Source organism: Arthrobacter sp. sptzw32 (genome assembly GCF_059089735.1).
This window is the reverse complement of record NZ_JBNHEZ010000001.1, coordinates 140,264-154,120: the sequence shown is the minus strand read 5'-3', so window position 1 is coordinate 154,120 and position 13,857 is coordinate 140,264. Positions and strand designations below refer to the sequence as shown.

The window sequence follows — 13,857 nt, the reverse complement described above, 5'->3', positions numbered from 1 at the left end:
TCGGGTCGGTGGTTGACGGCCGGGCAGGACCCGGTGGTGCTAGCCCAGGAGATCCAGAATGTCCTGGCGCGCAAACATCTGGGCTGCGGCGCGGGCAGAGGGGGATCCGGCGTCCGGATCGGCGCCGGCCTCCAGCAGGACCCGGGCAACGTCGGTATAGCCCTTGAACGCCGCTCCGGCCAGCGGCGTCTGGCCGCGGTCGTTGGCGGTGTGGGCTTCCGCGCCGTGTTTCAGGATGAGCTGAACGGTCTCTGCGTGGCCGTGGTATGCGGCCAGCATCAGGAGGGAGTCACCTGCGGCATTTGTGAGGGTGGCCGGGGCACCGGCCTCAAGGTAGGCGCGCAGCAGCGCGGAATCGCCCTCCCTGGCGGCCTGGAAAAGCGTGTGCGCCAAAGCCAGCGCCTCGTCGTCGCCTCCTCCCTGGGCGGCCGAAGAATCGGACGGCACTGGTGTGGTTCCAGCGTCTTGTGTCATTAGCGTGGCCCCTTGAGGAATCCGGTCTGGCGCCCCACTACCTGGCCGGCGTCGGGGGCAACGATGAGCTCCTGGGCAGCAGGGTAAGGCTCCTCGCCGTCCAGGACCGTCAGTATCTCATCCGCTCCAACGGAACGCTTTATGACTGCCAGGGCAACGGGCCCCATCTCGTAGTGCTGGGCCACCGACGTGACCGTTCCTACTTTCCGCTCCCCTGCCAGCACGGGGCTTCCGGCCTGCGGCAGGGTGTGTTGGGAGCCGTCCAGCTGCAGGAACACGAGCCGGCGCGGCGGGTGCCCCAGGTTGTGTACGCGCGCGATGGTTTCCTGGCCTTTGTAGCAGCCCTTGGCCAGGTGCACGGCGGTACGGAGCAGGTCCAGCTCATGCGGGATGGTTTTGTCGTCCGTTTCAGCGCCTATCCGGGGGCGCCACGCCGCCAGCCGCAGCGCTTCCGCCGCCAGCACGCCGGCCAGCGGGCGTCCATCGACGGTTTTCTCCAGGTCCGCGGCCGGCACCAGGTACTCAAACCACGGGCGCTCCAGCCCCGGATGGCTCCCCGGAGGGACGGTTGCATAGGAGTAGCCCCCCGGCGCCACATGGGGCCAGGGGTCCTGCCACACCAGCAGTTCGGACCATTCCGGCACTGCCCTGGTGCTGCCCACTACCGCCCATTCGGCCGAAACGTCAGCAATTTCCACCCGCAGCATGAACTTCATCCGGTTCAGGAACTCCGCCAGGGGTGCTGCTTCGGCGGCCTCAACAAGCAGCCAGGTGGTGGCGCCGTCGTCAATCACCCGGGCGTCGAAGTCGATCCTGCCCTGGACGCTCAGGAGCAGCAGTTCGCTGGACTCCCCCGGCTGGAGGCTGGTCACCTGCTGCGAGGACAGCGTGTTGAGCCAGCTCAGCCTGTCCGGACCGGTGACCGTCACCACGCCGCGGTGGGACAGGTCGACGACGGCGGTACCGGCAGCGAGTGCGCGCTGCTCACGCAGCGGCTCACCGTAGTGGGATGCGACGCCGGCGTCCGCGCCGGTTGCCTCAACGGCTCCAGGGCGCGACAACAGGGGGCTGGGAGTAGTCATATGTAGTAGAAGTCCTCGAGGGTCGGCGGTATTCCGGATATTCAGAATCGATCCGGTGTCCACGGTCCTCTTACCTGGGGACCGGGATGGTCAGGAAACTTTTTTGAGGAAGGCGGAAGCGTGGGCTTCAAGCCCCTTGCCTTCCTTGCCGCCGACGGCCACGTCCCACCGCCAGAGCAGGTTCCCGTCCACCAGGCCGAAGATGCGCGTTGCCGCGCTGTAGTCCTTGGAGTGGCTTCCGCGCATCACCATGTCGGTGGTGAGCTGGATTTGCGGTCCTTTGATCTGCCCGTAGTACAGCTCTGAAATTCCACCGGGATGCGAGATGGACACAGAGATGTCGAAGCCGCCCTCGCTGTTGCGGAGGGCCTCCACCTCGTCGGCACTCTTCAACGCCGGAACGATGTCCGCCGGGATCAGGCCCGGACCGCCGTCGGCATCAAGTTGCTTGCGCTCCAGCGCCCAGAAGCCGGTTTCGACGGTCAGCGGCCGCAGGCGCGTGCCGTCGTCGTCCGTCAGCCAGCTCTCCGCACGGTACTGAAGATAAGGCAGCCCGTTATGGGTGAAGGACACGTGCTGCAGGAAGTGTTCCGAGTCCTCATCCCCGGTGCCCAGCCGGCCACGGCCCTCCCACTCACCAATGAGCCAGGAAAGGGGGACAAGTTCTGGGGTCAGGTCTGTCGGAATTTCAATCGGCACAGCAAATACCTCGGGAAACTGCTAGCTCCGGAAAGGGACTACTTCTGGCCTTTGAACAGGCGGTAGACCACAAAGCCGGCAAACCAGGCCATGGACAGGCTGGCGATGCCGAGCAGGACAAGGAAGAAGATTTCAAAAGCAAGTACGGACATGATGCCATCCTAACGCGTTAGTAGATGAGTAGTTTGTCTATGAAGTAGGCCAGCGAACCCACCGCCGAGACGGGCGCAAGCCCTATGCTAAGGGCAGCCGGAACATCAAGGGGTGCGCCGCGAAGCGTCACGAGCCGGCGGAAGCTGACCAGGACCGCGCCCACCACCACACCAAAAATAGCCGCCGGCAGGATCGCTATGTCGGAAAGGACCAGTCCTGCCAATGGACCGGCAAGGCCGGCCAGGACTATTCCCAGGGGCGCAATGATTCTGTCCGGCCACCTGATCAAACAGGCCAACAGGGCCACGGTGGCGCTGATGGCCGCCACCAGCAGCATCTCCTTTACCCCGTTGAACCGTGCGCCCGCGATCCAGCCCGCGCCGAGGCAGGCCAGCAGCACTCCCACGGAGCAGCCAAGCGTCGACTCCAACCGCTGCGCCTGCCCTGTACCGCGGATGAGCTGCACGACGAATACGGCCATGATCCCCAAGGCAATAAACGGCGGCGTCCGGTCCAGGTAGCCGGGAGCGGGCGCGTAGGCGGCGGCGAGCGCAGATCCGGATCCGGCCAGGGCAATCACTGCCGCGAGCGTCTTCTTGGCAGGTATCCGGAGGAAGTGGGGCCAGCCGACGCCCACGGCAGCCGCACTGACTACAGCGACAGTAACGAGGGCCTCGCGGGAGGTGTAAACGCCGGCAATGATTGCAGCGAGCCCGGCAATACCTGCCACACCGATGGTCCAGGAGCCCAGGGAGCGCGCCGGCGCCTGCAGTTCCGCCGTCATACTGATCCCGGCCCGGGCTTGATCTGTGCACTCACTGCGCTGCATCCCATCCTGCGTTGACCTTGGAAGGCGGTCCGCCTCCGGTGGCAGGGCATCGGGCCCTGCCACAATCCTGCCTTATGTGAACGGCTTATGTCGCAAAACGCTGCCTGATCCGGGCCGGACCAGTGCCAGCTTCGGGGCCGCCGGGTATACTCGGGACCTCAGCTAAGTTCCCTGCTGAAGTGGCCGGACCGCTGCCTTGGCAGAGTCCCAAACAGGGGCAGGGAGCCAGTACCGGCCGGCGAAAATCCGGTTTAGTCGCTCAATGATGCGCGGACGGCCCTTGGAGGAACAATGTCGCACATCCTGTTATTAACGAACAGCACCGGATCCTCGGTGGACATCCTGCCTGCCTTGGAATTGCTGAACCACCGGGTCCACATCCTCCCCGCCGAACCCACCGCCCTGCTGGAGACGGACCCCTGCGACATTGTGCTGCTGGACGCTCGCAAGGACCTCGTGGGCGCGCGTTCCCTCACCCAGCTCCTCAAAGCCACCGGCCTGAGCGCCCCGCTGGTGCTGATTCTTACCGAAGGCGGAATGGCTGCTGTTTCCTCTGCCTGGGCTGTGGATGACATTGTGCTGGAATCTGCCGGCCCCGCCGAGGTGGAGGCCCGCATCCGGCTGTCCGTGGCCCGGGCCATCCCGGAGCAGGAGGACACGCCGTCCGAAATCCGCGCTGCCGGCGTCGTCATCGATGAGGCAAGCTACACCGCCCGCGTTAACGGAGCACCCCTGAACCTGACGTTCAAGGAATTCGAGCTCCTGAAGTACCTCGCGCAGCACCCGGGCCGTGTGTTCACCCGGCAGCAGCTGCTCACCGAAGTGTGGGGCTACGACTACTACGGCGGCACCCGCACGGTGGACGTCCACGTCCGGCGCCTGCGCGCCAAGCTCGGCGCCGACCACGAAAACCTCATCAGCACTGTCCGCAACGTCGGCTACCGGCTCACCCTGGTGCGGCAGCAGGAAGACGAGCTGACGGAAGCCTGAGCCGGCTGCCTGCGGTCCGCCTCCGCTGATCCCGTATAACCTTGCCTCATGACTCCAGCGCACCCTGAGAAGTGGCCCGTCCATGTTGTAAAAGGCGGTGTTGACCGGCAGCTGCTGAAGGACTGCGGCGATCTGCTGGCTGCGGCGGAAGAGTCGGACGGCAATCCTTCCATCTCTGAGCAGACCCTGATCAGCATGCGGGCCGGTGATTCCGGTGAACACCAGGTGCTCACCTTGGCCCTCTACGCCCCGGACGAGGACTCCGACCCCGCCTCCGGACAGGACCTTGCAGGGTTCGCCGCCGTAGTTGAAGAACCGGACGGCAGCGGCGTGGTGGAAATCGCCGTCCATCCCAATTACCGCAACCAGGGCGTCGCCGACCGTCTTGTGGGCGCCCTTCAAGATCGGCGCGGGCTCCAGGGACTGAAAGCCTGGTCCCACGGAAATCACGAGGCAGCCGCGGACCTCGCCGCCCGCTACGGCTTCGTGCCCGTGCGCGAGCTCTGGAAGATGCGGATGACGACGGCAGCGGCGGACCTTCCCGCCGTCGTCCTTCCGGAGGGTGTGTCCATCCGGGCGTTTGTGCCCGGCCAGGATGAGGACGACTGGCTGGCTGCCAACCGTGCCGCGTTCGCCCACCACCCCGAGCAGGGCAGCCTCACCCGCGCCGACCTTGACGCCCGGATGGCCGAGGAATGGTTTGACCCCGCCGGTTTCCTCCTGGCTGTGAACGGGGACGGCAGGCTGCTCGGATACCACTGGACCAAGGTGCATCCGGCCCACGGCTCCCACCCCCCGATCGGTGAAATCTACGTGGTGGGCGTTACCCCCGAAGCCCAGGGTTCAGGCCTGGGCAAGGCCCTCACGGTGGCCGGCATTGGATACCTCCAAAACCTGGGGCTGCACGCCGTCATGCTGTACGTCGACGCCGACAACGCTCCCGCAGTCTCCCTGTACAGGCGGCTGGGTTTCACCCGCTGGGACATGGATGTGATGTACGGTCCGGCAGCGGGCCAGCCCATTCCCTAACGCAAGGGCCCTGCGGCGCCAAACCTAGGGTTCCTGCCTACTGATTGCTTGTATGGTTGAAACAGAACCGCGCAGGCCGGATACGGCCGCATTGAAGCGCCAGGTAAAGGAGATGCCATGAACCCGGAACCTTCCGGAGCAGCCACGTCCCAAGAGGTTCCTATTCCCGTGCGCGCCCGATTCGGCTCCTCGGAGGTTCCGGCGTCGCGGGCCACGCAGGACCGGATCGACATCCCCGATTTCGCGCCCAACCTGGAACCGGAGGGCGATATCCGGCCGGACCGCTTCCTGGACCGGGAACTGAGCTGGCTCAGCTTCAACTCCCGTGTCCTTGAACTGGCCGAAGATGCCTCCCTGCACCTGCTGGAAAGGGTTGGCTTCCTCTCCATCTTCGCGTCCAACCTGGACGAGTTCTTTATGGTCCGCGTCGCAGGCCTGAAGCGGCGCATCGCCACCGGCCTTGCCGTCCCCTCCCCGGCGGGTTTGAGCCCGGTGGAGGTGCTGGAAAAAATCGGTGAGGAAGCCCACCGGCTCCAGCAGCGCCACGCGCAGGTCTTCGCGGAACAGATCCGTCCGGCCCTGGCCTACGAGCACATCCACCTGATGCACTGGGACGAACTCGACGACGCGGCCAAGCAGCAGCTCAGCCAGATGTTTGCCGAAAAGGTCTTCCCCATCCTGACGCCTTTGGCGGTGGACCCGGCACACCCCTTCCCCTACATTTCGGGCCTGTCGCTGAACCTGGCCGTCGTGGTCAGGAACCCTGTCAGCGACAAGGAACTGTTCGCCCGCGTCAAGGTCCCGGACCAGCTGCCCCGGCTGATCTCCATCGACGGACCGCGCGCCGGTGCGGTGGCGGGCCGGGTGGCGCGCTTCATCGCCCTTGAGGAAGTCATCGCCGTCCACCTGGACAAGCTGTTCGCCGGAATGGAGGTCCTTGAGCACCATACGTTCCGGGTAACCAGGAACGAGGACGTGGAGGTTGAAGAGGACGACGCCGAGAACCTCCTGCAGGCGCTCGAAAAGGAACTGCTTCGCCGCCGGTTCGGCCCGCCGGTCCGGCTCGAGGTCACCAACGACATCAACCCCAACATCCGGGCACTGCTGATCCGCGAACTGGGCGTTGAGGAGTCCGAGGTCTACTCGGTCCCGGCCCCGCTGGACCTTCGGGGCCTTTCGGTCATCGCGGGCATCGACCGGGCGGACCTGCACTACCCCAAGCACGTTCCGCATACCTCCCGGTACCTGAACGAGTCCGAGACGTCCAAGGCGGCCAACGTCTTCGCGGCCATGCGCCGCCGGGACATCCTGCTCCACCACCCCTACGACTCGTTCTCCACTTCCGTGCAGGCCTTTTTGGAGCAGGCGGCGGCAGACCCCAAGGTCCAGGCCATCAAGCAGACCCTGTACCGCACCTCAGGTGACTCCCCCATTGTGGATGCCCTTATTGATGCCGCCGAGGCCGGCAAGCAGGTCCTGGCCCTGGTGGAAATCAAGGCCAGGTTTGATGAGCAGGCAAACATCTCCTGGGCCCGCAAGCTTGAGCAGGCCGGCGTGCACGTGGTGTACGGCATCGTGGGCCTTAAAACACACTGCAAGTTGTCACTGGTGGTGCGCCAGGAAGTGGACGGGCTGCGGCGGTACTGCCACATCGGCACGGGCAACTACCACCCCCGCACCGCCCGCTACTACGAGGACCTGGGCCTCCTCACGGCCAACGACCAGGTGGGCGAGGACCTTTCCAAGCTCTTCAACCAACTCTCCGGTTATGCGCCCAAGTCAACCTTCAAACGGCTTCTGGTCGCTCCGCGCTCGGTGCGTTCCGGGCTGATTGACCGGATCGAAACCGAGATCCGGAACGCCCGCGCCGGCCTCCCCGCCCGCGTCCAGATCAAGGTCAACTCCATGGTGGACGAGGCCATCATCGATTCCCTGTACCGCGCATCCCAGGCCGGGGTGAAGGTGGATGTCATTGTCCGCGGCATCTGCTCGCTGCGCCCGGGCGTGCCCGGACTCAGCGACAACATCACGGTCCGTTCCGTCCTGGGCAGGTTCCTGGAGCACTCCCGTGTGTTCGCGTTCGCAAACGGCGGGAACCCGGTGGTGTACATCGGCTCAGCAGATATGATGCACCGCAACCTGGACCGCCGGGTGGAGGCCCTGGTCCAGTTGAGCGCCTTTGATGACATCAACTACGTGCAGGACCTGTTGCGCCGCTATATGGCTCCGGAAACTGCAAGCTGGCACCTGGACAACGGAGGGAACTGGTCCCGACACCACCTCGCCGATGACGGCAGGCCACTGGAGGACGTCCAGTCCTTCCTGCTGGCGTCACGGCCGCGGCAGCGCAGCCTGAGCCGACGGTAAGGGCTGCAGTTTTGTCGAGCGACGCACTCGTAGCAGACCAGACAGACCACCCCGGTGAACCGGTAGCCGTCACGGCTGCCGGGGCACTGCCGTGGCGCCTCAACAAGGACAGGCTTGAGGTACTGCTGATCCACCGCCCCCGTTACGACGACTGGTCCTGGCCGAAAGGCAAGATCGACGACGGCGAGACCATCCCCGAATGCGCCATCCGCGAAGTGTTCGAGGAGGTTGGGCTCACCGCCGCCCTGGGCATACCGCTGCCGCCGATCCACTACCACGTGGCCAGCGGGCTGAAGGTGGTCCATTACTGGGCGGTCAAGGTCAACGGCGACAGGTTGGTCCCGGACGGGAAAGAGGTGGACAGCGTGATGTGGTGCACCCCGGAAAAGGCCGCCCGGCTGCTGTCCAACCCCTCCGACGTCGAGCCCTTGGATTACCTGCGGGATGCCCACGAGCGGGGGGAGCTGAACACCTGGCCCCTGCTGGTGGTCCGCCACGCAAAGGCAAAGCCGCGCTCGTCCTGGAGCAAGGCAGAAGGCGAGCGGCCGCTCGCTGCCACCGGGATGCGCCAGGCCCAGGCTGTGGGCCGGCTGCTTCAGGCGTGGAAGCCGCCACGTGTGGTCACCAGCCCGTGGCTGCGCTGTGTCGCGACCGTTGCGCCGTATGCGAAGGCAACCGGCGCCAAGGTCAAACTGGCGGAAGCGCTAACCGAACACCGGCACGAGCGGAGCCCCAAGAAGACAGCGGCAGTCATCGAGGCCCTTCTCGAGAGGCAGCGGGCGGTAGCGGTCTGCACCCACCGTCCGGCGCTGCCCACTGTGTTCGGGCAACTGGCAAAACACATGCCCGCGCACCTTGCCGCCCTCCTGCCCGCCGAGGAACCCTACCTGTCCCCCGGGGAACTGGTGGTGTGCCATGTGGCCCTCGGAGCCAACCGGATTGTTGCCGTGGAGCAGTTCAAGCCCTTCGACGACTGAGCCGTTTGGGCGCCGCGGTGATCGAGCAAAGTACACTTGGGCCGTGAGCATCCCAACGCCTTATGAAGACCTCCTGCGCGATGTCCTGGCTTCCGGCACGCACAAATCGGACCGCACCGGGACAGGAACCACCAGCGTTTTCGGGCGCCAATTGCGCTTTGACCTGGGTAAGAGCTTCCCGCTGATCACCACCAAGCGGGTGCATTTCAAGTCAGTCGCGGTGGAACTCCTGTGGTTCCTGCGTGGCGAGACGAACGTGAAGTGGATGCAGGACCAGGGCGTCACCATCTGGAACGAGTGGGCTGACGCCGACGGCGAGCTGGGGCCGGTCTACGGCGTCCAGTGGCGCAGTTGGCCCACCCCGGACGGCGGGCATATCGACCAGATTGCCGAGCTGGTGGAGAACCTCCGGTCCAACCCGGATTCCCGCCGCCACATCGTGTCCGCGTGGAATGTTTCCGAACTGCACGACATGGCCCTGCCTCCGTGCCATGCGTTCTTCCAGTTCTACGTTGCGGACGGCAAGCTGTCCTGCCAGCTTTACCAGCGCTCCGCGGACATGTTCCTGGGTGTGCCGTTCAACATCGCCTCCTACGCACTGCTCACCTGCATGGTGGCCCAGCAGGTGGGGCTCGAACCCGGCGAGTTCGTCTGGACCGGCGGCGACGTCCACATCTACGAGAACCACATGGACCAGGTCCTCAAGCAGCTGGAGCGGGAGCCGTACGAGTACCCGCAGCTGAAGATCATCCGGAAACCGGCGTCGATCTTCGACTACACGCTGGAGGACTTCGAAGTGGTGGGTTACAAGCATCACCCCACGATCAAGGCACCGATCGCCGTATGAGCACCGAAAACTTCACGGACCCGCAGTCCTTTACGGAGGAACTGGCCGCATCGGTGACCGGCGTGGGCCTGGTGTGGGCGCAGACCCCTGACGGCGTCATCGGCAAGGACGGGGACATGCCCTGGCACCTGCCTGAGGACCTCAAGCACTTCAACCGGCTCACGATGGGCCACCCGGTGGTGATGGGCCGCAAAACCTGGCTGTCCTTTCCGGAAAAGTACCGGCCCCTGCCCGGGCGGACCAACATCGTGATCACCCGGCAGAAAAACTGGGCGGACACGCCCGAGGCGGAGGGCGCCGTCGTGGTCCCTTCCCTTGACGACGCCCTGCTGGAGTCCCAGTTCGTCGACGGAGGCGAAACCGTGTGGATCCTGGGCGGCGGAGAGATATTCCGTCAGTCCACGGAGCTTGCCAACGTCGCGGTGGTCACCACCATCGACGTCGATGCCGACGGCGACACGTTCGCTCCGGAACTGGGCACCAGTTGGGGAGCGGCGGCCTCCGTTCCCCCGGACGGCTGGCTGACGGGCATCAACGGGACACGCTACCGCTTTACGAAATGGTCGAGGACTGAGGGTTAGGCATGTTGAAGAAACCGGAAACCCTATTTGTGCTGGGCTACATGCTGCTCCCCCTTCTGGCGCTGCTGTCCGCCATCGTGGGGTTCACCATGATCCTGGGCGGCAACAAGATCGCCGGCGCGATCGTGCTGGTGGTGGTGACGCAGGTGTTCGCCTTCGGGGCGTTCTACGCGCTCCGCGCCAGGAAAGCCGCCGTGCTCGAGGAGTCCAAGCGGAGCTAGCCGAACGCGGCCAAGGCGCATGGGCAGGTCATGCGGACTGATCCCGGGCCGCGTGCCGGCGTCGTCACGTGTGCCAGCCGGGGAGTGACGTAACCGACTGCGCCGTGCCGGTACCGGCGACTAAACTGGACGGATGACTACAGCAGCTACCCCTTCCGTCGGCCTGGTCGGATGGCGCGGCATGGTCGGTTCCGTCCTCATGCAGCGCATGCAGGACGAGGGCGACTTCGCCAACATCAACCCGGTGTTCTTCTCCACGTCCAACGCGGGAGGAGCCGCCCCCTCCTTCGCTGAAGGCGCCGGCAAGCTCGAGAACGCATTCGATGTGGACACCCTGGCGAAGCTGCCCATTATCGTCACTGCCCAGGGCGGCGACTACACCAAGCAGGTCCACGGCGAACTGCGCGCCCGCGGCTGGGACGGCCTTTGGATCGACGCCGCCTCCACCCTGCGCATGAACGACGACTCGATCATCGTGCTGGACCCCATCAACCGCGACGTCATTGACAAGGGCCTGGTCAACGGCACCAAGGACTTCATCGGCGGCAACTGCACCGTCTCCTGCATGCTCATGGGCTTCGGCGGCCTGTTCAAGAACGGCCTGGTCGAGTGGGGCACCTCCATGACCTACCAGGCAGCCTCCGGGGGCGGTGCCCGGCACATGCGCGAACTCCTGAGCCAGTTCGGCACGCTCAGCGCCGAGGTCAGCACGGAACTGCAGGATCCGGCGTCGGCCATCCTGGACATCGACCGCAAAGTCCTGGCCCACCAGCGCACCGGCATCGACGCCACCCAGTTCGGCGTGCCGCTGGCCGGCTCGCTGATTCCCTGGATCGACGCCGACCTGGGCAACGGACAGTCCAAGGAAGAGTGGAAGGCCGGGGTTGAGACCAACAAGATCCTGGGCACCTCCGAGGAAAACCGCGTCATCATGGATGGCCTTTGCGTCCGGATCGGTGCCATGCGCTCCCACTCCCAGGCCCTCACCCTCAAGCTCCGCGAGGACCTGCCGGTCGCCGAGATTGAAAAGCTCCTGGCCGAGGACAACGAGTGGGCCAAAGTGGTTCCCAACACCAAGGAAGCTTCAATGGCGGAGCTCACCCCGGTGGCAGCTTCCGGCACCCTGGACATCCCTGTGGGCCGAATCCGCAAGATGGAGATGGGCCCGAACTACATCAGCGCCTTCACCGTTGGCGACCAGCTCCTCTGGGGCGCCGCCGAGCCTTTGCGCCGCATGCTCAACATCGCCACTGGGAACCTGTAATCCCCCAGTTTGCTGCACTGGCGGCCCTGCCCCTGGTGGGCAGGGCCGCTTTTGTGTCCCTGGGCAGTGTCCCTGCGGCACGGGTCATGAGTCCAGGAACTCCAGGTACCGCCGGGCGGCGCGGGCGAAAGCAGCACGGGCGGTGGCCCCCAGGGGCTTTGTTTCATCGAACAGCTGAGGCACGACGACGGCTCGCTGGCCTGCGCCTTCCCGCGCCCAGGTGCCCGTCACCTCTCCCCCGGCCACCACGGTCTTCTTGAAGACGCCGTTGCCGCCGGGAACAATCCTGTTCGCGTGCTCGGGTGCCAGGACAAGGTTTCGGTCCGTGTAGCCAAGCACAAACTCGTCGAAGCCGGGAAGCAGGAGAACCGACCGCTGTCCAGGCACGCCGCCGTCGAGCAGTGACGCTGTCTCCGGGGACAGCCAGTAGCCCGTGCCCTCGAAGTCGAGCTTTACCAGCTGGCCCTGGATCTCCTTGAGCGCCGCCCGCACCTCCGTCAGGGGAATCTGCGTCCACCAGGCGAAGTCGCGGATGGTGGCGGGTCCGTGGCTCCGGAAATAGCGCAGCAGGAACTCCACAACGGCCTCCTGCCGCTCCAGCCGGCGGGAGACAGGAATCCAGCTCTCGAAGCCCACGAGCAGTTGCTGGTTCCCGGCCAGCGGCCCCTGCACAAGCCAGCCATGCCGGCACAATGTCCCCAGGATATGGATTCCGCGCTGCCCGGTGGTGGCCTGCCCTGCGGCCTCAAAAGCGGTGAAAAGCTCCGAACGGCTCGCTGCTCCGCCAGCCGCGATCCGTTCCAGCGCAAGGTCGCGGCACTTCTCAATATCCGGCCACGTAATCCCAAGTTCGCGGTGCCTGGCGGCGATACCCCGGGTGAGCCGCTCGGCAGTAAGGTCCAGCATCCACCGCAGGTCCTCCGGCGCCACAAGATGCAAGGTGCCCCGCATCGGCCACGACCGCACCACGGCGCCGGAATCGAGCGCGGACCGCACATCCCCCAATCCAGCTCCGGGAACCCTCACACCCACGGCCCAGAAAGCGGCCTGCAGGTCCTGCGCCTGCATCGCGGTCATCCAGCGGACTGTCCCGGCGACGGAGACGGTGTCATCCCGCGCTAACCCCGGTGCAGGGGCTGGAACCGGCACCAGTCTCTGGGATGCCAGCCGCAGCCTGCCCATGGTCCGGCGGTCAAGTCGTTTCCCCACCCTCGCAGCCATGGGCCCATCCTAGGCTCCGGGCGGGTCTGCGGGACATGGGGAAGCGGGGGCTACAGCTCCAGGCCGATAAGCAACGGCTCCGGGTGCAGTTTGATTCCAAAACGGCGTTCGACGCCGGCCCGCACTTCGCGGGCCACCGCTACCACGTCCGCCGCGCTGGCCGAGCCGCGGTTGGTGATGGCCAGAGTGTGCTTGGTGGACAGGGAAGCGCGGCCCCCGCTGACGCTGCCCGGCTCCAGGCCGAAGCCCTTGCTGAAGCCGGCCTGGTCGATCAGCCACGCGGCGGAGAGCTTCACTAGCCCGTCCTTGCCCGCCGGGTAGCGCGGTGCGCCCTCCGGGAGGGCGGCGGCAACGTCGGCCGGGACGATGGGGTTGGTGAAAAATGAACCGGTGGAGTACGTGTCCCGGTCCTCGGCATCCCACACCATCCCCTTGGAAGAGCGCAGCCGCAGCACCTCCCTGCGCACGTCCGTGGAGTAGGCTCGCTTGCCCTGCTCCACGCCCAGCGACCGTGCGAGCTCGGCATACCGGATGGGAGCGCTCATCCGGCCCAGCGGGAGCTGGAACTCCACAGTCAGCACCACGTACCGGGGTGAGCCGTTGACGGTGGTCTGTTTAAGGATGGAGTCCCGGTAGCCGAACTTCAGCTCGGAGTTGGTGAAGGTCTTCACGGCGTTACGCTCGCGGTCCCAGGTGCGGACGGCGGCGATGGTTTGGGAAACATCAGAACCGTAAGCGCCCACGTTCTGGACCGGTGTTGCTCCGGTTGAGCCCGGAATACCGGCGAGGGCCTCGATCCCGGACCATGCGTGCAGGACCGCATGCTCCACCAGCTTGTCCCAGTTGTGCCCGGCCTGCACTACCACCGCGACCCCGCCGCAGGAGTCCTCCGCGTTGACGGTGAACCCTTCCGAGGCAATCCTCACGACGGTCCCGGGGAACCCGTCGTCGGAAATGAGCAGGTTGGACCCGCCGCCAAGGATCAGCAGCGGCTCGCCGGCCGCATCCGCAGTGCGCACGGCGTCGATAATCTCCGCCTCGGTCCGGGCCTCAATGAAGGCGCCGGCCGGGCCCCCGACGGCGGCCGTGGTCAGCTGGGAAAGGAGAGTGGAAGTCACCAAAC

The 13,857-nt window shown here is 65.7% G+C and carries 14 protein-coding genes; 8 read left to right on the top strand and 6 right to left on the bottom strand.

Annotated features, from left to right (window positions below; all coding sequences use genetic code 11):
- Positions 1-39: 39 nt before the first annotated feature.
- The 4 genes from AC5RVN_RS00725 to AC5RVN_RS00710 form a co-directional block, all read right to left on the bottom strand.
- Positions 40-474, bottom strand: coding sequence for an ankyrin repeat domain-containing protein (locus AC5RVN_RS00725; protein ID WP_494041981.1), 435 nt, complete (start codon positions 472-474; stop codon positions 40-42).
- On the bottom strand, positions 474-1,556 hold the full coding sequence (ygfZ, locus tag AC5RVN_RS00720) for a CAF17-like 4Fe-4S cluster assembly/insertion protein YgfZ (RefSeq protein WP_494136789.1): 1,083 nt from the start codon (positions 1,554-1,556) through the stop codon (positions 474-476). The genes AC5RVN_RS00725 and ygfZ overlap by 1 nt, the downstream gene beginning before the upstream one ends.
- 90 nt (positions 1,557-1,646) lie before the next feature.
- Positions 1,647-2,255 (bottom strand): nitrobindin family protein, encoded by a 609-nt coding sequence (locus AC5RVN_RS00715; RefSeq protein ID WP_461172091.1) that lies wholly within the window; start codon positions 2,253-2,255, stop codon positions 1,647-1,649.
- A gap of 169 nt (positions 2,256-2,424) precedes the next feature.
- Positions 2,425-3,192, bottom strand: a complete 768-nt coding sequence (locus AC5RVN_RS00710; protein ID WP_494136788.1) for a permease — start codon at positions 3,190-3,192, stop codon at positions 2,425-2,427.
- A gap of 336 nt (positions 3,193-3,528) precedes the next feature.
- On the opposite strand from AC5RVN_RS00710, the gene AC5RVN_RS00705 reads away from it, so the two are divergent.
- The 8 genes from AC5RVN_RS00705 (at position 3,529) to asd (ending at position 11,513) form a co-directional block, all read left to right on the top strand.
- Positions 3,529-4,227, top strand: coding sequence for a winged helix-turn-helix transcriptional regulator (locus AC5RVN_RS00705; protein ID WP_494041984.1), 699 nt, complete (start codon positions 3,529-3,531; stop codon positions 4,225-4,227).
- Between the two features lie 48 nt (positions 4,228-4,275).
- Positions 4,276-5,256 (top strand): mycothiol synthase, encoded by a 981-nt coding sequence (gene mshD, locus AC5RVN_RS00700; RefSeq protein ID WP_494136787.1) that lies wholly within the window; start codon positions 4,276-4,278, stop codon positions 5,254-5,256.
- Positions 5,257-5,373: 117 nt separating this feature from the next.
- Positions 5,374-7,623 carry an RNA degradosome polyphosphate kinase gene (locus tag AC5RVN_RS00695; RefSeq protein WP_494136786.1) on the top strand — a complete coding sequence of 750 codons (2,250 nt, stop codon included), beginning with the start codon at positions 5,374-5,376 and terminating at the stop codon, positions 7,621-7,623.
- Between the two features lie 11 nt (positions 7,624-7,634).
- Positions 7,635-8,600, top strand: a complete 966-nt coding sequence (locus AC5RVN_RS00690; protein WP_494136785.1) for an NUDIX hydrolase — start codon at positions 7,635-7,637, stop codon at positions 8,598-8,600.
- A gap of 43 nt (positions 8,601-8,643) precedes the next feature.
- Positions 8,644-9,447 (top strand): thymidylate synthase, encoded by an 804-nt coding sequence (locus tag AC5RVN_RS00685; RefSeq protein ID WP_494136784.1) that lies wholly within the window; start codon positions 8,644-8,646, stop codon positions 9,445-9,447.
- Positions 9,444-10,028: a dihydrofolate reductase gene (locus AC5RVN_RS00680; protein ID WP_494136783.1), complete on the top strand. Its 585-nt coding sequence runs from the start codon at positions 9,444-9,446 to the stop codon at positions 10,026-10,028. The genes AC5RVN_RS00685 and AC5RVN_RS00680 overlap by 4 nt, the downstream gene beginning before the upstream one ends.
- 2 nt (positions 10,029-10,030) lie before the next feature.
- Positions 10,031-10,249, top strand: a complete 219-nt coding sequence (locus AC5RVN_RS00675) for an NF038396 family protein (RefSeq protein WP_494041990.1) — start codon at positions 10,031-10,033, stop codon at positions 10,247-10,249.
- A gap of 133 nt (positions 10,250-10,382) precedes the next feature.
- Complete coding sequence (gene asd / locus AC5RVN_RS00670) at positions 10,383-11,513, top strand: aspartate-semialdehyde dehydrogenase (RefSeq protein WP_494136782.1); 1,131 nt, start codon at positions 10,383-10,385, stop codon at positions 11,511-11,513.
- A gap of 84 nt (positions 11,514-11,597) precedes the next feature.
- Here the strand turns inward: asd and AC5RVN_RS00665 are convergent, their stop codons facing one another.
- Entirely contained in the window at positions 11,598-12,734 is a 1,137-nt protein-coding gene (locus tag AC5RVN_RS00665; protein ID WP_494136781.1) for a winged helix DNA-binding domain-containing protein, read from the bottom strand.
- Positions 12,735-12,784: 50 nt separating this feature from the next.
- Positions 12,785-13,852: a UDP-N-acetylmuramate dehydrogenase gene (locus tag AC5RVN_RS00660; protein ID WP_494136780.1), complete on the bottom strand. Its 1,068-nt coding sequence runs from the start codon at positions 13,850-13,852 to the stop codon at positions 12,785-12,787.
- Positions 13,853-13,857: the final 5 nt, after the last annotated feature.